The organism is Gemmatimonadota bacterium, from assembly GCA_026705765.1.
Lineage (GTDB): Bacteria > Latescibacterota > UBA2968 > UBA2968 > UBA2968 > VXRD01.
Genome location: JAPPAB010000189.1, coordinates 12,484 through 34,607, shown reverse-complemented (window position 1 = coordinate 34,607; position 22,124 = coordinate 12,484). Strand labels below are relative to the sequence as shown.

21 protein-coding genes are annotated in these 22,124 nt (G+C 53.2%); 4 read left to right on the top strand and 17 right to left on the bottom strand.

Annotated features, from left to right (window positions below):
- Nucleotides 1-26: 26 nt before the first annotated feature.
- On the bottom strand, nt 27-953 hold the full coding sequence (gene ftsY, locus OXH16_24235; GenBank protein MCY3684512.1) for a signal recognition particle-docking protein FtsY: 927 nt from the start codon (nt 951-953) through the stop codon (nt 27-29).
- Between the two features lie 207 nt (nt 954-1,160).
- On the opposite strand from ftsY, the gene OXH16_24230 reads away from it, so the two are divergent.
- The gene (locus OXH16_24230; GenBank protein MCY3684511.1) at nt 1,161-1,703 is read left to right on the top strand and encodes a hypothetical protein; all 543 of its coding nucleotides are present in this window, start codon (nt 1,161-1,163) and stop codon (nt 1,701-1,703) included.
- A 102-nt stretch (nt 1,704-1,805) separates the two neighbouring features.
- Here the strand turns inward: OXH16_24230 and OXH16_24225 are convergent, their stop codons facing one another.
- From OXH16_24225 to pdxA, 14 genes are all read right to left on the bottom strand, one after another.
- Nucleotides 1,806-2,120, bottom strand: a complete 315-nt coding sequence (locus OXH16_24225) for a hypothetical protein (protein ID MCY3684510.1) — start codon at nt 2,118-2,120, stop codon at nt 1,806-1,808.
- 81 nt (nt 2,121-2,201) lie between these two features.
- Nucleotides 2,202-3,626 carry an NADH-quinone oxidoreductase subunit N gene (locus OXH16_24220; GenBank protein MCY3684509.1) on the bottom strand — a complete coding sequence of 475 codons (1,425 nt, stop codon included), beginning with the start codon at nt 3,624-3,626 and terminating at the stop codon, nt 2,202-2,204.
- A 1-nt stretch (nt 3,627) separates the two neighbouring features.
- Nucleotides 3,628-5,103, bottom strand: a complete 1,476-nt coding sequence (locus OXH16_24215; protein ID MCY3684508.1) for an NADH-quinone oxidoreductase subunit M — start codon at nt 5,101-5,103, stop codon at nt 3,628-3,630.
- A 3-nt stretch (nt 5,104-5,106) separates the two neighbouring features.
- Nucleotides 5,107-6,930 (bottom strand): NADH-quinone oxidoreductase subunit L, encoded by a 1,824-nt coding sequence (locus OXH16_24210; protein MCY3684507.1) that lies wholly within the window; start codon nt 6,928-6,930, stop codon nt 5,107-5,109.
- Nucleotides 6,930-7,235 carry an NADH-quinone oxidoreductase subunit NuoK gene (gene nuoK / locus OXH16_24205; protein ID MCY3684506.1) on the bottom strand — a complete coding sequence of 102 codons (306 nt, stop codon included), beginning with the start codon at nt 7,233-7,235 and terminating at the stop codon, nt 6,930-6,932. The genes OXH16_24210 and nuoK overlap by 1 nt, the downstream gene beginning before the upstream one ends.
- On the bottom strand, nt 7,232-7,744 hold the full coding sequence (locus tag OXH16_24200) for an NADH-quinone oxidoreductase subunit J (GenBank protein MCY3684505.1): 513 nt from the start codon (nt 7,742-7,744) through the stop codon (nt 7,232-7,234). The genes nuoK and OXH16_24200 overlap by 4 nt, the downstream gene beginning before the upstream one ends.
- A 13-nt stretch (nt 7,745-7,757) precedes the next feature.
- Nucleotides 7,758-8,297, bottom strand: a complete 540-nt coding sequence (locus tag OXH16_24195) for an NADH-quinone oxidoreductase subunit I (protein MCY3684504.1) — start codon at nt 8,295-8,297, stop codon at nt 7,758-7,760.
- A 19-nt stretch (nt 8,298-8,316) separates the two neighbouring features.
- The gene (gene nuoH / locus OXH16_24190; protein ID MCY3684503.1) at nt 8,317-9,291 is read right to left on the bottom strand and encodes an NADH-quinone oxidoreductase subunit NuoH; all 975 of its coding nucleotides are present in this window, start codon (nt 9,289-9,291) and stop codon (nt 8,317-8,319) included.
- 7 nt (nt 9,292-9,298) lie between these two features.
- The gene (locus OXH16_24185) at nt 9,299-10,429 is read right to left on the bottom strand and encodes an NADH-quinone oxidoreductase subunit D (GenBank protein ID MCY3684502.1); all 1,131 of its coding nucleotides are present in this window, start codon (nt 10,427-10,429) and stop codon (nt 9,299-9,301) included.
- Nucleotides 10,430-10,511: 82 nt separating this feature from the next.
- Entirely contained in the window at nt 10,512-10,970 is a 459-nt protein-coding gene (locus OXH16_24180; protein MCY3684501.1) for an NADH-quinone oxidoreductase subunit C, read from the bottom strand.
- Nucleotides 10,967-11,500 carry an NADH-quinone oxidoreductase subunit NuoB gene (nuoB, locus tag OXH16_24175; protein MCY3684500.1) on the bottom strand — a complete coding sequence of 178 codons (534 nt, stop codon included), beginning with the start codon at nt 11,498-11,500 and terminating at the stop codon, nt 10,967-10,969. Before nuoB ends, OXH16_24180 begins: the two co-directional genes overlap by 4 nt.
- Nucleotides 11,500-11,874: an NADH-quinone oxidoreductase subunit A gene (gene ndhC / locus OXH16_24170; protein ID MCY3684499.1), complete on the bottom strand. Its 375-nt coding sequence runs from the start codon at nt 11,872-11,874 to the stop codon at nt 11,500-11,502. Before ndhC ends, nuoB begins: the two co-directional genes overlap by 1 nt.
- Before the next feature lie 17 nt (nt 11,875-11,891).
- A complete protein-coding gene (locus OXH16_24165; GenBank protein ID MCY3684498.1) occupies nt 11,892-14,198 on the bottom strand; it encodes a xanthine dehydrogenase family protein molybdopterin-binding subunit in 2,307 nt (768 codons plus the stop codon).
- Nucleotides 14,199-14,282: 84 nt separating this feature from the next.
- The gene (gene pdxA / locus OXH16_24160) at nt 14,283-15,317 is read right to left on the bottom strand and encodes a 4-hydroxythreonine-4-phosphate dehydrogenase PdxA (protein MCY3684497.1); all 1,035 of its coding nucleotides are present in this window, start codon (nt 15,315-15,317) and stop codon (nt 14,283-14,285) included.
- Nucleotides 15,318-15,449: 132 nt separating this feature from the next.
- Here pdxA and OXH16_24155 point away from each other — a divergent pair, with 132 nt between their 5' ends.
- Nucleotides 15,450-16,799, top strand: a complete 1,350-nt coding sequence (locus tag OXH16_24155; GenBank protein ID MCY3684496.1) for a hypothetical protein — start codon at nt 15,450-15,452, stop codon at nt 16,797-16,799.
- A gap of 16 nt (nt 16,800-16,815) precedes the next feature.
- Here the strand turns inward: OXH16_24155 and OXH16_24150 are convergent, their stop codons facing one another.
- Complete coding sequence (locus OXH16_24150) at nt 16,816-17,583, bottom strand: RNA methyltransferase (GenBank protein MCY3684495.1); 768 nt, start codon at nt 17,581-17,583, stop codon at nt 16,816-16,818.
- Between the two features lie 122 nt (nt 17,584-17,705).
- Nucleotides 17,706-18,872 (bottom strand): 8-amino-7-oxononanoate synthase, encoded by a 1,167-nt coding sequence (bioF, locus tag OXH16_24145; GenBank protein MCY3684494.1) that lies wholly within the window; start codon nt 18,870-18,872, stop codon nt 17,706-17,708.
- Between the two features lie 147 nt (nt 18,873-19,019).
- Between bioF and lnt the strand changes: the two genes are divergently transcribed.
- Together lnt and OXH16_24135 are read left to right on the top strand one after the other, a co-directional pair.
- On the top strand, nt 19,020-21,323 hold the full coding sequence (gene lnt, locus OXH16_24140; protein ID MCY3684493.1) for an apolipoprotein N-acyltransferase: 2,304 nt from the start codon (nt 19,020-19,022) through the stop codon (nt 21,321-21,323).
- 18 nt (nt 21,324-21,341) lie between these two features.
- Nucleotides 21,342-22,115, top strand: coding sequence for an MBL fold metallo-hydrolase (locus OXH16_24135; protein ID MCY3684492.1), 774 nt, complete (start codon nt 21,342-21,344; stop codon nt 22,113-22,115).
- Nucleotides 22,116-22,124: the final 9 nt, after the last annotated feature.

The following is a 22,124-nucleotide window of genomic DNA, read 5'->3' as shown; positions in this document are numbered from 1 at the left end:
TATACCCGATTTTACATTGGCGTCAATTAATCAAATAAGGCTTTGATAAAGTTTTCGGGGTCAAAGTCGTCAAGGTCCTCAATGTCTTCTCCCAGGCCAACATAGCGCACGGGCAGGTCGAGTTCGTCGGCAATGGCGACGATTACGCCTCCTTTGGCAGTGCCGTCGAGTTTTGCGAGGACAAGGCCTGTGAGTTCTACTGTGCTGTGAAATTGTTTTGCCTGTATGACGGCATTTTGTCCGGTGGTTGCATCGAGTACGAGCAGGGTTTCGTGGGGGGCACCGGGCATGGCTTTGGCGACGACGCGGCGGATTTTTTTAACTTCTTCCATGAGGTTGATTTTGGTGTGCAGGCGACCCGCTGTGTCGATGAGTACGACGTCGATGTCGCGTGCTTTGGCTGCCTGTATGGCGTCGAATGCCACGGATGCTGCGTCTGCGCCCGGTTGGTGTTGCACGATGTCGGATCCCGTGCGGTCTGCCCAGATGCCGAGTTGGTCAATGGCTGCTGCCCGGAATGTGTCTCCCGCGGCAAAGAGTACTTTTTTGCCTTCGCGGCTGAGTTTGTGAGCCATTTTGCCAATGGTGGTGGTTTTGCCCACGCCGTTGACACCTACGACGAGGATAATGTGGGGTTTGGTTGTGATTGCGATAGATGGCGCGGTGTTTGAAGGCAGGAGGATTTTGCGGATTTCTTCTTCGAGAAATTCCTGGACTGCGATTTCCGGATTTTCAACGGGTTCGCCGGTTTCAAAGCGTTCGCGCAATTGGTCAATTATGCGAAGGGTGGGTTCTACGCCAACGTCTGCTTCGATGAGAATTTCTTCAATTTCTTCAAGGGTTTCTTCGTCGATTTCAGGGTGCCGCCGAATGACTTCGCGGATTTTTTGTACCATGCCTTCGCGGGTTTTGGTCAGTCCCTTTTTTAGTTTGTCGATTAATTTACTGAGCATGAAAATTCCTTAATGTTTGCAAAGAGGAGCAGGAGTTGTTACGATAGGGCAGAAGATACACAAAACAGATTTTTTTGCCAAAAAAAGACTGTTTGGCGGGAAGATTTTGATTTGACAGTAAAGAGTTTTTTTTTTATATGTGGAATACAAGAGAAAAAAATAATGCGATGCAGTCGGATACGATTGCTTAAATAGGAGGGGCAAAAAATGAAGATTCAATTGGCAATATTGGCAACGCTGGTGGTTGTGGCGACGGGATATGCAGAGGATGTTATGAAGGATAATGGTATTGTTGAGAGAGAGGTTATGGAGGCCCAAAAAATTTGGGGCGAAGCAATTGTCGCTATCGGTGAAGCATATACGCAAAAAAAGGACTATAAGGCATTGGCCGAAGAGACCGTCAATACGTTATATGGTTATGATGAAGGCGAGGTTCTGTTTAAGCCCACGAAGGCGTCAGAAAAGCAATTTCGTTTAACAAAAGAAGAGGCTATATCTTATTTTGTGACTGGTATTGTACCTGAAGATCGCGGTTTTGCTATCCAGCCGTGGAGCAAAGTCCGATTTGAGAACGCTGATATTATTATTAACGGCGACTCGGCCATTGCTATGGGTAATTACTATTTTACAGATGCGAATACCGGAAAAGAAGCCAAGGTGGAGTTCACGTTTGGCTATTTTAAGGACGAGAATGGCAAGTTGCGTATCAATGTGCATCATTCGTCATTTCCGTATAAACCGATGCCTTGAGTCTGCATGATGACAAAGTCATCGGATGTGTGAACAAAAAAGAACCCGCAATCACCGAATGATTGCGGGTTCTTTTTTTTGGTTAATGTCTATGATTCCATTTTACAGATATTTCATGACAGCAGCAAAAAGCAATAGCGCAACAACCGTTGTGGGGACATACCATTTTATCAAATCATCAATCCGGCTATTGAGCCGCGCTTCAATATTTTCTTGCCCTTGCTTGAGGTCTTTTAAGTCCTGTTTTATATCTGAAAGCTGTTCTTTGATAAATTCCAGGTTCGTCTCAAGGATTGTTATCCGTTGGCTCTGTTCAGCAGTGGCGTTGTTATTTGTGGTGTCAGCGTCCATTGCTATATCTCCTTTTGGTTGATCCTGTTTAGCAGTGGTGTTTTTATTTTTAGCAATCGTTTCCATTACCATATGTCCTTTTAGTTGAATGATTGCGTAACAGAATATAAGACAAATTTAATTTTGGTGAATATTTTTCTTAAAACATCAACTGATCAGTGCGCGGGCGGCGCGGGCGGCCATGTCCCAGAAGGGACCGGGGACCGTGCCCATTGCGATTACGAGGATGATGGTCGCCATTGCGGTGACGGCGATGAGGGGCGTGGGTTTAAGCGTGTTCTGTGTGGTGGGTTCTACCCAGTAGAGTTGGCGGATGATGAGGAGATAATAATACAGGGCGACAGCGGCGTTGATGGCTGCGACGAGGACGAGATAGAATTGTCCGCGTTGGAGGGCGGCAGAAAAGAGGAACCATTTGCCGACAAAGCCCACTGTGGGAGGGAGGCCAATGAGGCCAAACAGGCCGATGAGCAAGGTGAAGGAGAGGTATGGCGCGCGTTTGTAAAGGCCAGATACGGAGTCGATGGTGATGCGGTCTTCGCTGCGACCGACTTCACAGATGACGAGGAAGCACGCAAAGGACATGGCAAAGTAGCCAATGGCGTAAAAGAGGGCAGCGGTAAGACCCCATTCGGCGAAGGTTTGCAGGGCGAGGAGTACGTAACCGGCGTGGGCGACTGTGGAATATCCGAGCAGGCGTTTGAGGTCTTTTTGCGCGAGTGCTGCCAGGTTGCCCAGGCTCATTGCGATGACGCTTGCCCACATGAGCGCGGTTTGGGCGTGGCCCGATTCCCAGCCACCGGGCATGGCGAGGGATAACAAGCGGCAGAGGATGCCGATGGCGGCGATTTTGGAAACGGTGGCGATGAATGTGATGATGGGATGAGGCGCGATTTCATACGTGTCGGGTGCCCAAAAGTGGAAGGGGAAGGCGCCGAGTTTGAAGAAGAAGCCAGCGAGTGTGAGCAGCAGGCCCAGGTAGAAGATGGGTTGTGCGGTGGCGTGTGGGATGCTGATGGCAGAGAAGTAGGTGGAGCCAAATGTGCCGAAGAGGAAGCTCATGCCGTAGAGCGAGATGGCCGATGCCGCCATGCCCTGTACCATGTATTTGGTGGCGCTTTCCCCGCCGATGTCGGTATTGCGGTGAAGGGCAACGACGATATAGACGGGATAGGCGGCCAGTTCCATGGCGACATAGAGGGTGAGGAGTTCGGTCGCGCTGACCATCATCATCATGCCGAGTGTGGAGAAGATGAAGAAGAGGGGGACTTCGAGCCAGCCATTGCGGTCAACTGTGAGGGGGTTGGCGCTGGCTATGACGACAAATAGGAATCCGACTGCGAGTGCTGTTTTGATTAATTGGGAAAAGAAGTCAACCGCGTATATGCCTGGGAAGAAGGGTTCGCCTTCAAGGGGGAGAGTCCAGAGACAGGCGGCGATCATGGCAATGCCGGATGCTATGGCAATGCCCCGGGTTGTGCGATAGGACCAGTTGAGCACTGTGCAGAAGAAGAGCACGAGGCCCATGAGCAGGCAAATGAGTTCTGGTGCGAAGAGTATTGCGTTTTCCATGTTAGAAATTACCCAAGAAAGCTATTGTCGTGCTGTTGATCAGGTCGAGCATGAGGCGGGGTACAAAGCCGAAGATTACGAGTACGGCGATTAGTATGGCGCGCGGTATCAGGTGCAGGCCAGACATGTCCTGTGCTTTCAGATTTTCCCATTTCGGATTTGGTGCGCCAAAAAAGGCCAGGTTGAAGACGCGCAAGATGTAAACTGCGGTGAGTACGAGGCCCAGGATGACGATGACGCCGGCGATGGGGTACGTTTTCAAAGCGGCGAGGAAGACGAGTAATTCAGCCCAAAAGCTCGCCAGACCGGGCAATCCGGCACCACACAGGCCCGCGACGATGAAGATGGAGACTGCGCGGGGCATTTGCACGCCAAGACCGCCAAAGTCGCCAATGGTTTTGGAGTGGGATTTGTCGTAGATATATCCCGCGGTGCTGAAGAACAGGGCGGTCATGATGCCGTGGGCAAACATCTGGAAGACTGCGCCGTTGAGGGCATCGGTTGCTACGACCTGGCCGATGATTGCGAGGTTGAGGCCGAGGAGGACGATGCCCATGTGAGATACAGATGAGAAGCCGATGACAAATTTGAAGTCGGTCTGTCGCATGGCGACATAAGCTCCATAGATGATTCCTATGACGGCTAATACCACGAAGGTCGGTGCCCAGTACGCAGCACCTTCGGGCAACAGGCGAATGCCGACTGTGAGTATGCCAAATGCGCCGAGTTTCATCAGGACGCCCGCGTGTAGCATGGAAACCGCAGATGGCGCAGCAACGTGGCCTGTGGGCGACCATCCGTGGAAGGGGAATAGGCCGGCTAAGACGCCAAAGCCAATGTAGATGAAGGGATAGACAAATATTTGGAATTGTGGATCGAATGTGTGTGCGGACAGGGCAATGATGTCAAAGGTGTTGAGGCCCGCGTGGTGATAGATGGCGAGTAGGCCGGGAAAGAGGAGCGCGCTGCCAGCGAGGAGGAAGAGCATGAGTTTCATGCCGGCATAAGCTCTGTTGCCGCTGCCCCATATCAGGATGAGGGGGTACATGGGCACGACGGCGATTTCGTAAAAGAAGAAGAAGAAGAAGAGATCCAGCGACATGAAGACGCCGAAGACGCCGATGACGAGGAGTACCATGAAGGCGAAATACTCTTTGACGCGCTCTTCGAGGTCCCACATGGTGAGCACCCCGGTGAAATAGACGATGGCGTTGAGCATGACGAGGATGACGCCAAATGCGTCAACGCCGAGGTGATAGGAGATGCCAATGGCTGCGACCCAGGGGATTATTTCTTCAAATTGAATACCGCCGGTTGTGGGATCATAGCTTATCCAGAGTTGCAGACTCAGCACACAGGTCAATAAGCCGCTGAAGGCGCAGATCAGCCGAATGCCCCGCACGGCCTTTTGGGGCATGAGCAAAAGGACGATGAGGGTGATGACGGGCGTGAGAAGTATGGATGAGAGAAGTGGCATATTCTATCGCAATCCGAGGTAAAGCGCGACAACGGCTAATAAGATGATCGCCCAGCCCAGATAGAGTTGCATCCAGCCGCCCTGTACGCGGGTTGATTTTGCGCCTGTTCGCAAGATGCCGAGGCCAAAGCGGTCATAGTTTCCGTCGAGGACGTGGTTTTCTATCCAGTGCAAGATGCGAGATAGCGCGTGGGTGATGGCGACGATGGTGACGCGATAGACTTCGTCGATGTACCATTTGTTTGTGAACAGGGTGTTGAGTGGTGCGATTTTGCTGATGAATCCCGTGCGCGGCGCGTTGTCGCGTCCGTAGTCGAGATAGGCGATCAGGATGCCGAGGATGCCGACGCCTACGGTGGGGATCATCAACAGGGCGCTGTGGTGCTGCGCTGTGAGGCCCAGACCCTGAGCGATGTTGGAACCAAAAAAGCCGAGTGCGATTGCGCCCAGGGTGAGGAGCAAGACGGGGATTTTCATGTTCATGGGTTCGGGATGGCTGTGGTCGGTAGCAGGTGCGTGATCGGGTTTTGTGATGAGGAATATCATGCGGAATGTGTAATAGGCCGTGAGAAAGGCCGCGAGAAGTGCACCGACCATGTAGATGTTAAAGCCATTGTGACCGAGTTGGGCAAATATTTCTTCTTTGCTCCAGAATCCCGCCAGTGGGGGAACGCCCGATAGGGCAGCACCTCCGATGATGAGGCCAAGGGTCGCAGCTTTGAGGCGGCGGCCTCCACTGCGACCAATTTCGGCCATGCTGTTGGTGTGGTAGGCGTGAATGTAGATGCCCGAGCAGAGGAAGAGCAGGGCTTTGAAAAAGGCGTGGGTGATCAGGTGGAATACACCTGCGAAGAGGCTGCCAGCGGCGAGTGCCATGAGCATGAAGCCGAGTTGGCTGATGGAGGAATAGGCGAGTACTTTTTTGATGTCGGTATCGACCATTGCAATCGTTGATGCGAGGATTGCGGTGAAGGTGGCGATGCCCAGGACGATGAATGCTGTGTCTTGCGCTGCCATAAAGAGTGGGTGCAGGCGGATCATGAGAAAGACGCCTGCGGCGACCATGGTGGCAGAGTGCAACAGGGCGCTGACCGGGGTGGGGCCTTCCATGGCGTCGGGTAGCCAGGTGTGCAAGGGGAATTGCGCGCTTTTGCCCATGATGCCGATGAAGATGAGTAGCGCGATTGCGTTGAGCAGGTTGGGCGATATCTGTGTTGAGAGGCCAGTTTGAGGGTCTAAGAGGGTGGGGATATCGAAGTTTGAAACGAGTTGGAGGATGAGCAAAATGCCGATGAAGAGGCCGACGTCGCCCACGCGGGTCATGAGAAAGGCTTTGCGCGCGGCTGCGGCTGCTTCGGGTTTTTCAAACCAGAAACCGATGAGGAAGAACGAGGAGAGGCCGACGAGTTCCCAAAAGATGAAAGATTGCAAGAGATCGACGGCATAGACAAAGCTGAGCATGGACCAGGCAAAGAAGCTGAGCATTGCGAAATAGCGCGTTTTGCCCGGGTCTTGCGCCATGTAGCCTACTGAATAGAGCATGATGCAGGCGGTGATGAAGGCGACGACGACGCCAAACATGAGGCTTGGACCGTCGAGAATGAAGCCAAATTGGAGTTGTATTGCACCGCTTTGAAACCACAAAAATCGCAGGGGTTCAACGGGTCCCTGTACGAGAAGGGCGATGGTGCTCAAAAGGGATACCGCGCTGCCGAACAGGACCAGTCCCTGAGCTATTCGGGGTTGTTGTACGAGAAAGATGATGGCGATGATAAAACACGCCAGGGGGGAAATTGTCGTTAAAAGTATGAGTGAGAGAGTGTCCATCAACCGCTCAGTTTGGTGAGTTTTTCCGCATCTATTTCGTGATACGCCCGATAGATGCGCAGGATGATCGATAAAAAGATAGCGACTTCGGCGGCTGCCAGTCCAATGATGATGAGGACGAAGATCTGGCCGGTCGTTGGATCGGTGACGACAAACCGATTAAAGGCCATCAGGTTTAAGCTGGCGGCATTCATCATGAGTTCGATGCCGATGAGCAGGGCTATGAGGTTGCGGTGGGATAGTGCGCCGATCAAACCGAGTGAAAACAGGGCTGCGCCCACCAGAAGATAGGATTCGAGGGTCACGAATTTTCCTTTGGCAAAGCCTTGCGCGCTATCAAGATGGCACCGATGATGGCCAGGAGCAAAACGAGGGAGAGGGCTTCAAAGACGACGTTGTAATGCGTGAGCAGTGCATGGCCCAACGCGCCCACAGACCAGGCTTTTTCAGATGCCGGGGACGCGATTTGTTGGAATTGCGCGCCGCGGATCAGATGGGCGACTGCGCCAAAGAAGATGACGGCACAGGCAATGGCGAAGCCGAGTTTTCGGGCGTCGGGGTCGGGCGGGCGAATGGACATGGCTATTGAGAGCATCATGGCAAATACAATGGCGACGGTTATGCCGCCGATGTAGATGAGTACTTGCATTGCCGCGACAAATGGACTGCCGAGGTTGAGAAATAGTCCCGCCAACCCCAGGAGGCTGATACCCAGGCCGATGATGGCGTAGAGTATCTGGCGAGAAAATGCCGCCAGGACCCCACCGATGAGGACGAGGGCTACAAATGTGTAGATGACAGCCTGTTCGAGCATTGTTGTTCTCCGTTTACTTCTCCCGTCTTACCTTTTTCGCTTTTCTTGCTGCGGCTTTTTTGGCGCGTTCTGCGGCTTGTTCGGCTTCGATTTCTTTCAGGCGTTCGCGCGCGGCTTCTTCTTTGTCTGCCCAGGGTTCGAGCAAGTCGTAGAGAAAGTCGCTGCGATTGTATCCGGCTTCGTCGTGGACTTTGCTGTATCCCAGGGTGTCTGTGGGGCATACGTCTAAGCACAAACCGCAGTCGCTGCACAGGGCAAAATCGACTTCGAATTTGGTCGATCTTTTGCGCCTTAATCCTTCCGGGCGTTCCCCGTCGAGGTAAATGCAGAAGGAGGGACATATGCGCTCACAGAGTTTGCAGTCGATGCAGTCGTGTGAGCCGATGTCTTCTTTTTCGATGAGGACAATGACGTTGCGGAACGCTTCCGTCATCTCGATTTTTTCCATGGGGTATTGGGAGGTGACGGGCGGTTTGAGAAAGTTGTTCAGTGTGACTTTCATGCCGGTCAGGAGCGTTTTGGTGCCGTCGAGGATTTCTTTTATGAGTGCCATGGGATTTTCCTTGAAAGTTCTATACGATTTTCAAGACCAGTGTTGTGATCAGCAGGTTGATCAGCGAGAGGGGGACGAGTACCACCCAGGCGAATTTCATGAGTTGGTCAAAACGGAGCCGCGGAAAGGTCCAGCGGAACCACATCATGAGGACGATGAGTGCATAGACTTTGATGAAGAACCATACGGCGTCTGGCAAGAGAGGCCCGCGCCATCCCCCCAGAAAGAGCACGGTTGCCAATGCGCATGCAAAGATCATGTTGGAGTATTCGGCAAAGAAGAACAGTCCGAAGCGCATGCCGGAATATTCGGTGTGGAATCCGGCGACGAGTTCGGATTCCGCTTCGGGGATGTCAAAGGGGGCGCGATTGGTTTCGGCTGTGGCTGAGATGATAAAGATGATCAGGGCAATGGGCTGTACCAGTATAAAGGGATAGGTTTCCTGTGCGAGGGTGATGTCGTAGAGCGACATGGTGCGGGTTATCATGACGATGGGGATGACCGATAGGATGAGGGGGATTTCGTAGGAGATATTTTGCGCGACTGAGCGCACGGCGCCGAGCAGGGCGTATTTGTTATTGGATCCCCAGCCCGCTAAGAATATGCCGATTACGTTGATGCCGCTGATGGCGAGGATCAGGACAATGGCGATGTTGAAGTCGTGGAATATGTAGGTACTCGTAATGGGAAAGAGAGACGAGAGGGCGACCACGGGTGCAAAGACCAGGATGGGCGCAATGACATAGAGCAGTTTGTTGGCGTGTTCGGGTGTGAGGAGTTCTTTGCTGAGCAATTTTCCCATGTCAAAAATTTGCTGCATCAGGCCAAAGGGTCCGCGCTGCGGGCCAATGCGGCGCTGTATGCGTGCGCTGAGTTTGCGTTCGAGCCAGATCAACATGATGGCGTTGACACTCAAATAGGCCATGATGACGGCAATGGTTACACCGAGCGCGAGATAGGGGTTTTCAAAGAGTTGGATGACGTCTGTTTTCATAAGTTTGCTATCTGTCTATTTCGGGTACGACAATGTCGATGCTGCCCAGAATAGCGACCGCATCGGCGAGCATGGTGCCGGCCATGACAGCGGGCATGGTCGAGATGTGTGAAAACGATGGGGTTCGCAATTTGAGGCGAAAGGGGATGTCGCTGCCGTCGCTTGCGATGTACATGCCGAAGTTGCCCCGGGGTGATTCTACGCAGAAGTAATAGTCGCCTTCGGGCGGGCGAATGCGTCTGGGCACCCGGGCTGCGAGAAAGAGGCCGTCGGGCACGTCGCTTACGGCTTGTTCGACGATGCGAATGCTCTGGCGCATTTCTTCCATGCGAACGAGTGTGCGGGCAAAGCAGTCGCCTTCTGTTTGTGTGGGTACGTCAAAGTCAAAGCGGTCGTAGATGCCGTAAGGTTCGTCTTTGCGGACATCGTGTTTATGGCCCATGGCGCGCAGACAGGGACCTGTTATGGCGTATTTTTGAACGAGGTCGGGGGCGAAGATACCGACGCCGATGGTGCGTTCGCGGAAGATGACGTTGCCGATGACGAGTTTTTCGTATTCTTTTAAGCGTTCGACAAAGTAGGTGCAAAAGTTGGAGACGTTGTCGAGGAATATATCGTCGATGTCGAGAATGACGCCGCCAAATCGCGCGTAGCAATAGGTGAGGCGCGATCCGGTGATGCGGTCCAGGATGTCGAGGATTTTTTCGCGGTCGTCAAAGGCGTAGAGAAATGGGGTAAATGCGCCCAGGTCCATCAAGAAGGTGCCCAGCCAGAGCAGGTGGCTGGAGATGCGGTTGAGCTCATTGCAGATGATGCGGATGTATTCGGCGCGTTCAGGCACTTCGATGTCCATCGCGCGTTCTACGGCTTGACAATAGCCTATGTTGTAGATCATGCCGCCGAGGTAATCTACGCGACTGGGATTGGGCAAGAACTGGATGTAGTCGCGGTTTTCGGCCATTTTTTCGTGTGCGCGATGCCCATACCCGATGATGGGTTCTGCTGAAATTATCCGTTCGCCATCCAGGTGCAGTTTGATGCGCATGACGCCGTGTGTAGAGGGATGCTGAGGCCCCATGTTGAGATAATAGGTATCTCGACTTTTTGGATCTTGTTCGACCTCAAATCGGCTGTTCATTAAGCACCTTTCATCCGCGTGTACTTTTGCGGATACTTTTAATATTATCTGCGTCTATCTGCGTACATCTGCGGATAAAGCCTTACGCGTCGTCCTCGCTGCGATAGGGATTGGGGGGATCGACGAAGTCTTTGAGCAGGGGATGACCAAAATAATCTTCTTCCATTAAGATGCGTTTCAAATCGGGATGGCCGTCAAAGCTGACGCCATACATGTCGAAAATTTCGCGTTCGTACCAGTCGGCAGCGGGAAAGATTGTGGCAATACTGGGTGCGGCTGCATCGGGCGCTATGTCGGCGTGGATGATATGCCTTTGGGGCGTGCCGTATTGGTTAAACTGGTAAATTAGACGAAAAGCATTGTCGTTTTCACGTCGATCCTGACAGGTTATCATTTCGAGGTGAAAATTTTCGGATAGGAAGGCATCTGCGATCTGAGGGAGCGTGTCGGCTGAAGCGGTGTGTTGTACATGAAAGCCACGCGCATTGTATTCGACCTCGGTCGCGTCGAGCCGGAGTGTAGAGAGTTTGTCGGCGATCATTTATTGAATTTCTTTCCGGCTCGGATTTTTTCCTCGAGTTTGAACAGTGCCGCAAAGAGCGCTTCGGGACGCGGGGGGCAACCCGGTACGTACACATCAACGGGCACAATTTTGTCTGCGCCTTCGACAATGGCGTACTGTCCGGGATACTTAAAGGGACCGCCATCGATGGTGCACCCCCCCATGGCTATGGCCCATTTGGGCGAGGGCATCTGATCCCAGAGCGTTTTGATGGCTGGTGCCATTTTGCGGGAGATTGTGCCTGCGAGGATCATGACATCGGCTTGTCGCGCACTCGGGCGAAAGACGCCTGCGCCAATGCGGTCGAGGTCAAAGCGCGATGCGCCTGCAGCCATCATTTCGATGGCGCAACAGGCCAGGCCGAATGTGAGGGGCCACAGGGATCGGGACCGTGCGTGGTTGAGCAGGTTTTCCAGCAGGTCCATGTGTACCAGTGGGCCGACCTCTTCGCGCAGTTCTTCAATGTTTTTGGGATCGCTTTTTACGAGAGGGAGTTCTATTTGTGCCATTATCGACTTCTCCAGTGCAAAACGCCTTTGCTCCAGGCGTAGATGATGGCGAGAAAAAGAATGCCGACGAAGATTGTGAGTTCGATGAAGTCGCGCCAGACGTAGGTGCCCGAATCGTAGATTACGGCGATGGGAAGAATATACAATACATCGACTTCAAATGCGACAAAGATGAGTGCAAATAGATAATAGGCGATGTCGAAGCGCACCCATGCGCTGCCAATTGTGTCCATGCCGCATTCGTAGGTCTCGCGGCTTTTGCGACCGCGCGCGCGAGGGGATATGATCAGGGGCAGTACGACGGGGATTGCACCGAGAACGATGCCCGAGAGGAGCAGGGCACCGAGAAATCCGTATTGGGAGAACCAGTCCATTGTGTTTTCCTATCTGATTAATCTGCTGCCTGATCATGGCTGCCATCTGATTCCCAGAGTGCTTTCAGGACTCGCGATGGCGACATGGGTAGCTCGTTTAGCCGTATGCCAACAGCGCGGTAAATCGCGTTGGCGACTGCGGCTGGCGGCGGGACAATGGGCACTTCGCCCACGCCTCGTACGCCATAAGGATGGCCCGGGTTGGGCACTTCTACGATGACGGTTTCTATCATGGGGAGGTCAAGTGTTGTGGGCATCCGATAATCCAGGAAAGAGGCGTTGACCATTACGCCCTGGTCGTTGTACACAAATTCCTCGTTCAATGCCCATCCGATTCCCTGTACTACACCGCCCTGCATCTGCCCTTCTACATAGCCGGGATAAATGGCTTTGCCCGCGTCCTGAACAATGGTCGCCCGCAAGATATCTACTTTGCCCGTGTCTGGATCTACTTCGACATCTACGATTAAGAGTGCGAATGCGGGACCGGCTTGTTTGCCGCTTACGGCAGCGCGTCCTACTACGGGACCACCTGCGCCATTGGCTTTGGCGGCGAGTTCTTTGAAGGTGATGGATTTGGATGAGTCCGATTTGGAGCGGAAGGTTCCGTCTTCAAAGACTATGTCGTCTTTTGATATTTCCCATAAGGTGGCTGCCCGTTCGATCATCTGGCGCTTTACGTCTTGCGCGGCTTCATAGCTCGCCCAGCCGGTTGCAAATGTCACGCGGCTTCCGCCCGTTCCATCGGTTTGTCCGATTGCGTCGGTGTCCGTGACATTTGGTTTGATGTCTTCGATGGGGAGATTCAGGACTTCGGCAAATTGTATGGCGACTGAGGTGCGTGTGCCTCCAATATCGGGCGAGCCTTCGACAAGTGCTACTGTGCCGTCCGGGTTTACGCTAGCGACCACTGTTGATGTGCCTCCGCCGTTGAACCAGAATCCAGCGGCGACGCCGCGTCCCCGATTCGGTCCTTCAAGGGGCGCGCTGTAGTGCGGATGCGCTATGGCCGCTTTGACGACTTCTTCCTGGCCAATGCGCAAGAAGACTGGTCCATCGGCCCGTCGCGTGCCTTCTTTGGACGCGTTTTTCAGTCGAAATTCGAGGGGGTCCATTCCGATCTGTTCGCATATTTCGTCTATTACTGTTTCAGATGCAAATGCCGCGTTGGTTGCGCCGGGTGCGCGGTAAGCGGACGATTGGGGTTTGTTTACGACGACGTCGTAGCCGTCTATGAGGGAGTTTGGGATGCTGTAGGGCGAGAAGATACATCCCGCACCAGCGCCTACGGCAGAGCCGGGATAGGCTCCAGCTTCATAGGCCATGTAGGCTTGTGCCGCCGTTAGCATGCCGTCCCGCGTTGCGCCCATTTTGACTTTGATGTAGGATGCGGGCGTTGGTCCGGTGGCTTTTAATACTTCTGTGCGGGACATGACCATTTTTACGGGTTTTCCGGTTTTTTGCGCCAGCAGGGCTGCGGTCGGTTCTTCATAGACGCGGAATTTCCCGCCAAATCCACCTCCGATTTCCTGCGGGATTACGCGTATGTCACCCACTTCGAGGCCGAGTACGTCGGCGACCTGGCCGCGCACTTCAAATGGTCCCTGTGTGCTGCACCATATTGTGAGCTTTCCGTTTTCGCTCCAGTGCGCGGTTACGTTGTGTGGTTCGATGTATCCCTGGTGTACTGTGCCGGTTGCAAATTCCCGCTCTATGACTGCGTCCGCTTCTTCAAATCCCTTTTCTATATCTCCCTGTTTGTGCTGGAAGTGGTTTGCGATGTTGCTCGCCTGGTCCGTTTCTTCGCCGAGGGATTTCATTTTCAGATCGTCGTGCAATAGCGGTGCGTCGTTTTCCATTGCGCGGCGGACTTCGAGTACGGGTTCGAGTATTTCGTATTCTACGTCGATGAGGTTTAATGCCTCTTCTGCGATGTGTGCAGAGGTGGCTGCTACGGCTGCGATGGCGTGTCCGTCGTAGAGGACTTTGTCTCCGGCGAGTACATTGGCGATTAAGAACCGCAGATCGACCGATCCCTCACCGAGGTCGGAGATTTTGTCTTCGTAATTTTGGACGAGGTCTTTTCCGAGTACTATGGCTTTTACTCCGGGGAGTGCTTCGGCTTTGCTGGTGTCGATGGATTTGATCCGCGCATGCCCATGAGGGCTTCGCAGTGTTTTGCCGTATAGCGATCCGGTTAAGTGAAAGTCTGGACCATAAACCGCGCGGCCCGTTACTTTATCGGTTCCATCGTGCCGTATCGGTCGCGTGCCCACTACTTTGTAATTTTCAATTCCCAAATAGTCTTCTTTTTTGCTCGCCATAGCGCATTCCTCATAGGGAGAGGTGAATTTTCAAGATGCTTATAGTTTAGTGATAATTAAAGTATATATCCTTAGACAAATAAGTCAAGAGGGTACAAATGACATTTCCAATCGCTCGCGTACCGGCACTGCGTATTGTCCGGCCGCGCGAATTGCTTCTACCATGCCCCGTTCTGACGCTATTCCCTGTCCGGCAATGTCAAAGGCTGTTCCGTGATCTACTGATGTGCGCAAAAACTTCAGTCCCATTGTCAGGCTTACTGTTCCGTGGAAGTCCAGTGTTTTGGATGCGATATGCCCCTGGTCGTGGTAGAGCGATAATACCCCATCGTAACGTCCTTCCAGTGCCAGATGAAATACCGAGTCCGCTGGTATCGGTCCCTGTACTCGCCATCCGCGTTTTTGCGCTTCTTTTACAGCGGGGCCTATGACCTCGATTTCCTCTCGTCCGAACAGGCCCTGTTCGCCGCCGTGTGGATTTAAGCCGGCCACAGCTATGGTCGGTGTTTCGGTTCCCAGTTGCCGCAAATACAGGTCGCACAGTGGCAGTGCTTCCAGAATTCCCGCTTTTGTAATGGCATCTGGAATTTCCCGAAAGGAAATGTGCCGGGTGAGAAAGAAGATTTTTAAATTTTTTACCAAAAACAGCGTCATTGGCACTCGCAACGCCGCTCGGGCATTGAGCATCGCCGTGTGGTCGATATAAGGTAGTTTTGCAGCCTGTAATGATTCTTTGTTCAATGGCGCTGTGGATAGGCCAACTACGGTACCTGATAGAGCTGCATCAATTGCCCGGTCCAGATATTGATATCCCGCCCGACCACCTTCGGCAGAGATCTGGCCATAGGCAATCGGTTCAGACAGACTCCCAACGTCAATAAAGTCGATACACCCGGCTTCATAATGCCCATTGCGCGGATTGTCTATAGCGTGCAAATCTATATCCACACACAGCATTTTCACCGTTTGCTCCAAAACCGATCGGTCGGCAAAGACCAGTGGTTTTACTTTGTTGTAAAGCGTTGGTTCACACAGCGCTTTGATCACAACTTCTGGTCCGATTCCCGCCGGATCGCCCACGGTTACGCCAATTACCGGGCGCTCTGTCAAGTCAGCCACGAAACACCTCCTGTTCTTGAAAGAATAAGCGTTCCATAAACTACTGTCAACCGCATTGAGCTTCATTCGACAAAACGCCCTGTTTCCATTATATAATAAAAAAGGTGTGAAATCTAATACGGGAGGAAAGTTATGAAATTGCAAGCAGGGGCTGCTACGTCCAATATTACACCCTGGCTGGGTGTTACGATGCCGGGAAGTTTTCAGCCGCGATACGGAGAGGATGTACACGATGAGCTTCTGGCCAAGGCATTGGTGATCGACAATGGTGATGTCAGGATTGCCATGGTGACCTGCGATTTGATTGCGGTGACAGAAGCGATTGCGAATGCCGTGAAGGCACGTATTCAAGAACGGTGTGGGATATCTCCTGAGTGCGTGATGGTGAATGCGACACATACGCATTCAGGGGCAGGGGTGAGCAATCTTCTGGGTATGGGTGAAGATGAGGGTTATACGACATGGCTTCCGCTGAAAGTGGCCGATGCCGTGGCGTTGGCTATTAAGAGAATGCAGCCTGCCCGGGCGGGGTTTGCCAGTGTGATGGAGGATCGTATTTCGTTTTATCGGCGCTGGCTGATGAGGGATGGGACGGTGCGGATGAATCCGGGTTTGAATAATCCGGATCTCGTGCGGCCAATGGGAGAGATCGATCCGGAGTTGGCGATGATGTATGTGGAGGGGATGGATGGTACGCCGATTTCGGTGGTGGCGAGTTTTTCTCTGCACTATGTGGGGACGGGCAGTGTCGGGGAGGTGTCGGCAGATTATTTTGGCCAGTTTTTCAATTTGATGCGGCATTATCTGGGTGGGAACTGCGTGCCGATTTTGTGGAATGCGGCGTCTGGACAGATTAATAATAACGATTATAGTGGCGAGCGGATTTGGCGGGATCGGGGGCACCCCAGAGCGCGGCGGATGGCAAATGTTCTGGCAGGGCATGTTTTGACCGAGATTCAGTTGATGGATTTGGATGAGGAACTGGCATTGGAGGCTGTGACGGGGACGCTGGAATTTTCGAGGAAAGTGATTACAGAGACGGATCTCGATATTGCCGAGCAGATTCTCGCAGGCGGATATGAATACGAGGAGGGTCCATTTAGCTGGGTGGTGGGGCAACCGGTGCGGCAGGATCGGGTAGGTGTATATGCCAGGCAGTGCCAGCGGTTGGCGGCGTTGCCGGAACAGATGACGGCACCCGTGCAGGCGATCCGGTTGGGCGATGCGGCGATTCTGGCGTTGCCGGGGGAGATTTTTGTGGAGACGGGCCTTCGGATTAAGGCGCAGACGTCGGCTTCGCCGTTGATGCTGGTGAGTCTGGCGAACGGGTATATTGGTTATGTGTGTACAGATGAGGCATTGACGCAAGAGGGAGGGTATGAGACGTGGGCATCTCTGTCGTCTTTGGGGGGTGTGGGTACAGTGCCGGCAATGGAGAGTTTGAGTCTGTCGCTTTTGGAGAGGCTGGGGTTTGGGGGGTGACTGTCTCAGAGAGCGGTTACCCTGTTTTTTGGTCGGGCGGTGGGATGGGGTCGAGGCCGTGGCGTGCGATGAAGCGATCGACTTGACGGAAGACGCGGTGGATGGTGGCTACGTCGCGGTGTTCCATGTCGATGCGGCTGAAGATTCGGCGGATGGATCGGATGAAGGTCTGGGGGCGGTGTCGGGAGACAAAGCCGAGTTTGTCGAGTGCGGTTTGGATGTGGTCGTACATGGATTCGAGTTCGCGGTGCGTAGCCAGATCAACTTCTGATGGTTTGTAGAGGATTTCGGAATGGGTTGCGCGAAAGAGTTCATAGCCGTAGATGAGGGTGGCTTGCGACAGGTTGAGGGAGGGGTAGCGCACGGCTGAGGGGATGCGGGAGATTAGCTGACACAGTTGGATTTCGTTGTTGGTCAGTCCGTTTTCTTCCCGGCCAAAGACGATGGCGCCTTTGTGATTTTTGGGAAGGGATAACAGTTTGTCTGTCGCGGTTTGAGGCGGGTGTACGATGTCGAATTCGCGGCGTTTGCGATGGGATGTGCCCACGGCAAGCGATACGTCTGCGAGTGCTTCGGGGAGTGAGGATACGACGGTGGCACCGTAGAGGATGTCGCCCGACCCGTGCGCCATTGCGCGGGCTTCGCCGCTGGTGTGGTCGGGGGGATTGACGAGGTAGAGGTGCGATAGGCCCGTGTTTTTCATCGCGCGAGCCACTGCGCCGATGTTGCCGGGTTCTTTGGGTTCAACGAGTACGATTCGGATGTGGTCGAGGGGGTTGGACATAAAAATCTCCGTTTATGATCATTACAGGTATATCTATATCAGAGGTTCTCCTTACGACCTATCTACTCAGCTATATCCTGTCCATCCTATAATCCTGAAAATCCTGATTCAGACAAGGTTTTTTAAAAAAATTTGTGTCGCACTTCGGTCATGGCGTCTAATAATTGTGCGATGTCGTCGTCGGTATGGGTTGCCATGACGGAGAGGCGCAGACGGCTTTGGCCCTCGGGTACGGTGGGGGGGCGTATGCCGTAGAGGTAGATGCCGCGATTGTAGAGGTGTTCGGATATTTCTACGGTTTTCTGGGCGTCGCCGATGAGTATGGGTATGATATGGGTTTGGGATTTTGCGAGGTCGAATCCGAGCGCGCGAAGATGCTGGGTGATGGTTGTTGTGTTGTGCCACAGGCGTTGGCGCAAGCTGGTATCGCGCTGGATGAGGTCGAGTGCCGCGGTGGTGGATGCACATGCGTCGGGTGGCATTGCGGTGGTGTAGATGTACGCTGCCGAGCGGTTGCGGATGAGGTCGATGAGGTCGCGGCTGCCACAGATGAAACCGCCGGACGCGCCGAGGGCTTTGCTGCCCGAGGTCATGTGGATGTCGATGGCTTCGGGAGAGAGGCCAAAGTGTTCGAAGGTGCCACGACCATTGGGGCCGAGAACGCCGGTTGCGTGGGCGTCATCGACCATGAGAATGGCGTTGTGTTGTTCGGCGAGGGAGACGAGTTCGGGTAGGGGGGCGATGTCTCCGTCCATTGAGAAGACGCCATCGGTGACGATGAGGCGACGGCGATGGGCGGACGAGGTTTTGAGCTGGGTTTCGAGGTGGGCGATGTCGCAGTGGTTGTAGATGGCGATTTGTGCGCGGGAGAGGCGACAGCTATCAATGATGCTGCGGTGATTTAATTGGTCGCTAAAAATGATGTCGTCGCGGTTGATGAGGGCGGGTATGACGCCGAGGTTGGCTGTGTAGCCCGTGGGAAATGCGATGGCGGATTCTGTGCCGAGGAATTGCGCTATGCTGTTTTCGAGGTCGGCGTGTGGGGGCATATATCCCGAGATGAGTGCCGATGCTACGGTGCTGCTTCCATAGGTGTTGAGCGCTTCTATGGCTGCACCTTTGAGGATGGGATGGTTGGCGAGGCCCAGGTAGTTGTTTGAGCAAAAGAGGATGAGTTCCCGCCCTTTGATGCGGATGCGGGGTTCCTGGCTGGTTTCCACACATCGCACCGAGCGGTAGAGGTTTTGTTCGCGCAATGTCTGGAGTTCTGTATTGAGGTTGGGTAACATGTTATAGATCGGGTTTGTTTTTTGGTACGGCAATTGACAGGGATTTGACCCGTCTTTATATTCCGTAATCTTTGTGTTTTTTGCAATAGAGATTTTTAACCACAGCACAGGCGTAGCCTAAAACGAGCGAAGCGAGTATCGACACAGATGAACATAGATAATATGGCGCAGGACAATACGTGGGGTTGGCGGTTGGCGCTCGGGTATCCGATTTTGTCGGGTTTGATGATGGCAGCGGCTTTTCCCCCATTGCCTCTCGGTTTTTTGGCCTGTATCAGTTTGTTGCCCCTTATTCCCGTTGCTGAAAATTTGCGTGGGCGCGTGGCTTTTGGCGCGGGTTTTTTGCAGGGTGCGGTTTTTTACGGTGCGAGTGTTTATTGGATTGCGTGGATTACCCCCCCGGGTATGGCGGGGGCAATTTTGTATATGTCGCTTTTTCGGGGGCTGTTTGTGTGGTTGTGGTCGTTTGCAATGGCGCGCGTTGGCAGGCTGGGGTTGTGGATGGTGCCTTTTTTGTGGGTGGGGTTTGAATATTTTAATACGCTGGGCGATATGGGTTTTCCGTGGATGCTGCTCGGGCATACCCAGGTGGATTATTTGCCTTTGATTCAGATTGCAGAGGTGACCGGGGTTTACGGGGTGTCGTTTTGGGTGGTGGTGGTTAATCTGATTGCGTTTAAGGCATTGGAAAGTGCGCGGCGCGGTTTGATGGTTGGTGTTCTGGTTCTGGCTTTTGCACTGCCAGCGGGATTTGGTTTGTGGCGGATGGCAGAGCCGGTTGATAAGGGCGATTTGAAGGTCGCTATTGTGCAGCAAAATGTGCCGCCTGTTGAGAAATCTTACTGGGGTTTTAATCACAATTTTAACAAGTTGGAGCCTTTGACGATTCAGGCTGCGGAGTCGGGGGCGCGGTTGGTTGTGTGGTCAGAGGCGGCTTTGCCTGCGCGTTTGAAAAGTGAAGGCGCATCGCATCAGGCGTATCAGGCGCGGGTGCAGGCGCTGGTTGATTCGCTGGGGATTTATCTGTATATGGGGGCGAATCGCTTCGAGGCCGCGGCGCGGGATCGCTATTATAATTCTTCTTTTTTGTTTGAGCCTGGTGGGGGTGATTTGCCGCATTACGACAAGGTGAAGGTGGTGCCGTTTGGGGAGCGGGCGCCTTTTCCTAAATTGCTCGGGTTTTTGCGCGATTTTCGGTGGAGCGGTGGGGGGTATATCAGCGGCGATTTTGAGAGCGGGACTGCGCTTACGGTTTTTGAGGTGCCGGGTGGAAAGTTTTCAGGGATGATTTGTTTTGATTCGGTGTTTCCCTGGCTTGCGCGCGATATGATGGTTCGGGGTGCCGAGTTTTTGGTGGTGATTACGAATGATGGGTGGTACGGGCGCACGTCAGCGCCGTATCAACACGCGGATATTGCAACGTTCAGGGCTGTTGAGAACAGGCGTTGGGTGGTGCGTTGCGCCAATACGGGTGTGTCGATGTTTATCGATCCCTATGGGCGGCAAGAGCAAAAGACGGGTTTGTTTCACGAGGCTGTTGTGGCGGGGACGATTGCACCGCGCAATGAGCAGACGCTTTATATGCGGTTTGGCGATTTGTTTTCTCAGTTGTGCGGCGTGATGGCGCTGATGGGGCTGGCGGTGTTGGCTATTCGGAGGCCGCGAGAGGTGGAGCTTGCACCGCCTGAGGGTACGGTGCCGGCGATTATGCCAGACCGCGATGAAGAAGATCTGCCCGATGAGGGCAAGCCGATGCCTTTTCTCGATCATCTGGAGGAGTTGCGGTGGCGCATTTTGAAGGGGTTGGCCGCGATTATTGTGGGTGCGGTTTTTTGCGGGATTTTTGTCAATGAGATTTTGGCTGTGCTGCTCCATCCTACCCGCGAGCTGGAAGATGAACTGATATTGCAGACCTTAAGACCGATGGGCATGTTTATGGTCAAGTTGCAGATCGCGCTGGTGGGCGGGGGGATTCTGGCGCTGCCGTTTTTGATTTTTCAGATCTGGATGTTTGTCGCGCCCGGTTTGTTTGCCAGCGAGCGACGGTTTGTCACGTTTGTGATTGGTTCGGCCACTGTGTGTTTTGTTGTTGGTGCTATTTTGGCGTACTGGCTGGTTATCCCGCTGGCGATGAAGTTTTTTGTTGGTATGGCTGCTGATACGGTTGTGAAGCCGCAGTTTGATATTGGAGAGTATATCGGTTTTGTGTTGCGCCTTTTGATTGCTTTTGGGTTGGTATTTGAGTTGCCTGTGTTGACGTTTTTTCTGGCTAAGATGGGGATTGCAACACGCGATCGGATGCGAAAGGGACGGCGTTATGCACTTGTGTTCGGGATTATACTCGCCGCTATTTTGACCCCTCCCGATCCCCTGTCTCAGGTTTTGATGGCGCTGCCACTCGTAGTTTTGTATGAGATTAGTATTTGGGTGGCGCGGATTGTGAATGAGTAGTGAGCAAAGGAGTTACCGGTGAAGATTTGTTTGTTGGCAAGCGGCAGTGGTGGCAATTCGATTTGTGTTCAAAATGGTTCTTCAAGTGTGCTTATCGATGCGGGTTTGACGGGTAAGAAGATCGAAGAGCGTTTGCAAGGTGTTGGGATTAATCCAGCGGGTTTGCAAGCTATTGTGGTGAGTCACGAGCATTCCGATCATATTAAGGGGGTGGGTGTGTTGGCGCGGCGGTACGGGTTGCCGGTTTGGATGACGGAGGGTACGTTGAATGCGTCAAAGAAGATTTTTCGGGGGAGCGAGAGGATTCGAGTGTTTGAAAATGATGAGGCGTTTTCTATTGGGGATCTGTCTTTTCAGGCGTTCCAATTGCCCCACGATGCGGCCGATCCCGTGAATTTTTCCGTGACGGATGGACGTTCCAATGTGACGGTTGCAACAGATATGGGTACGGTGACGCAGCTAATTTATCAGTATATGCGCCGCGCCGATCTGGTGATTATTGAGACGAATTACGATCGGCAATTGCTTATGGATGGACCTTATCCCTGGGTTTTGAAGCAGCGGATCAATAGTACGCACGGTCATTTGTCAAATGATGGGGCTGCCGAGGCGTTGTGCGATCTGGCGCGAGAGGGGTTGCAGCAGGCGGTTCTGGCGCATTTGAGTCAGAAGAATAACCGGCCAGATCTGGCGAGAGAGACGTGTGTAGATATGTTGCAGGGTCAGGGTATTCGGTCTTTTCCGATGAGCGTGGCGGAGCAGGATCGTCCGAGTGATATTTTTGTGATTTGATTTAGAAAG

Excerpts from the sequence above, each read along its gene's own strand:
- ftsY (MCY3684512.1), bottom strand. The coding sequence starts at position 953 with ATGCTCAGTAAATTAATCGACAAACTAAAAAAGGGACTGACCAAAACC.
- OXH16_24230 (MCY3684511.1), top strand. The coding sequence starts at position 1,161 with ATGAAGATTCAATTGGCAATATTGGCAACGCTGGTGGTTGTGGCGACG.
- OXH16_24225 (MCY3684510.1), bottom strand. The coding sequence starts at position 2,120 with ATGGAAACGATTGCTAAAAATAAAAACACCACTGCTAAACAGGATCAA.
- OXH16_24220 (MCY3684509.1), bottom strand. The coding sequence starts at position 3,626 with ATGGAAAACGCAATACTCTTCGCACCAGAACTCATTTGCCTGCTCATG.
- OXH16_24215 (MCY3684508.1), bottom strand. The coding sequence starts at position 5,103 with ATGCCACTTCTCTCATCCATACTTCTCACGCCCGTCATCACCCTCATC.
- OXH16_24210 (MCY3684507.1), bottom strand. The coding sequence starts at position 6,930 with ATGGACACTCTCTCACTCATACTTTTAACGACAATTTCCCCCCTGGCG.
- OXH16_24200 (MCY3684505.1), bottom strand. The coding sequence starts at position 7,744 with ATGCTCGAACAGGCTGTCATCTACACATTTGTAGCCCTCGTCCTCATC.
- OXH16_24195 (MCY3684504.1), bottom strand. The coding sequence starts at position 8,297 with ATGGCACTCATAAAAGAAATCCTCGACGGCACCAAAACGCTCCTGACC.
- nuoH (MCY3684503.1), bottom strand. The coding sequence starts at position 9,291 with ATGAAAACAGACGTCATCCAACTCTTTGAAAACCCCTATCTCGCGCTC.
- OXH16_24185 (MCY3684502.1), bottom strand. The coding sequence starts at position 10,429 with ATGAACAGCCGATTTGAGGTCGAACAAGATCCAAAAAGTCGAGATACC.
- OXH16_24180 (MCY3684501.1), bottom strand. The coding sequence starts at position 10,970 with ATGATCGCCGACAAACTCTCTACACTCCGGCTCGACGCGACCGAGGTC.
- nuoB (MCY3684500.1), bottom strand. The coding sequence starts at position 11,500 with ATGGCACAAATAGAACTCCCTCTCGTAAAAAGCGATCCCAAAAACATT.
- ndhC (MCY3684499.1), bottom strand. The coding sequence starts at position 11,874 with ATGGACTGGTTCTCCCAATACGGATTTCTCGGTGCCCTGCTCCTCTCG.
- OXH16_24165 (MCY3684498.1), bottom strand. The coding sequence starts at position 14,198 with ATGGCGAGCAAAAAAGAAGACTATTTGGGAATTGAAAATTACAAAGTA.
- OXH16_24155 (MCY3684496.1), top strand. The coding sequence starts at position 15,450 with ATGAAATTGCAAGCAGGGGCTGCTACGTCCAATATTACACCCTGGCTG.
- OXH16_24150 (MCY3684495.1), bottom strand. The coding sequence starts at position 17,583 with ATGTCCAACCCCCTCGACCACATCCGAATCGTACTCGTTGAACCCAAA.
- bioF (MCY3684494.1), bottom strand. The coding sequence starts at position 18,872 with ATGTTACCCAACCTCAATACAGAACTCCAGACATTGCGCGAACAAAAC.
- lnt (MCY3684493.1), top strand. The coding sequence starts at position 19,020 with ATGAACATAGATAATATGGCGCAGGACAATACGTGGGGTTGGCGGTTG.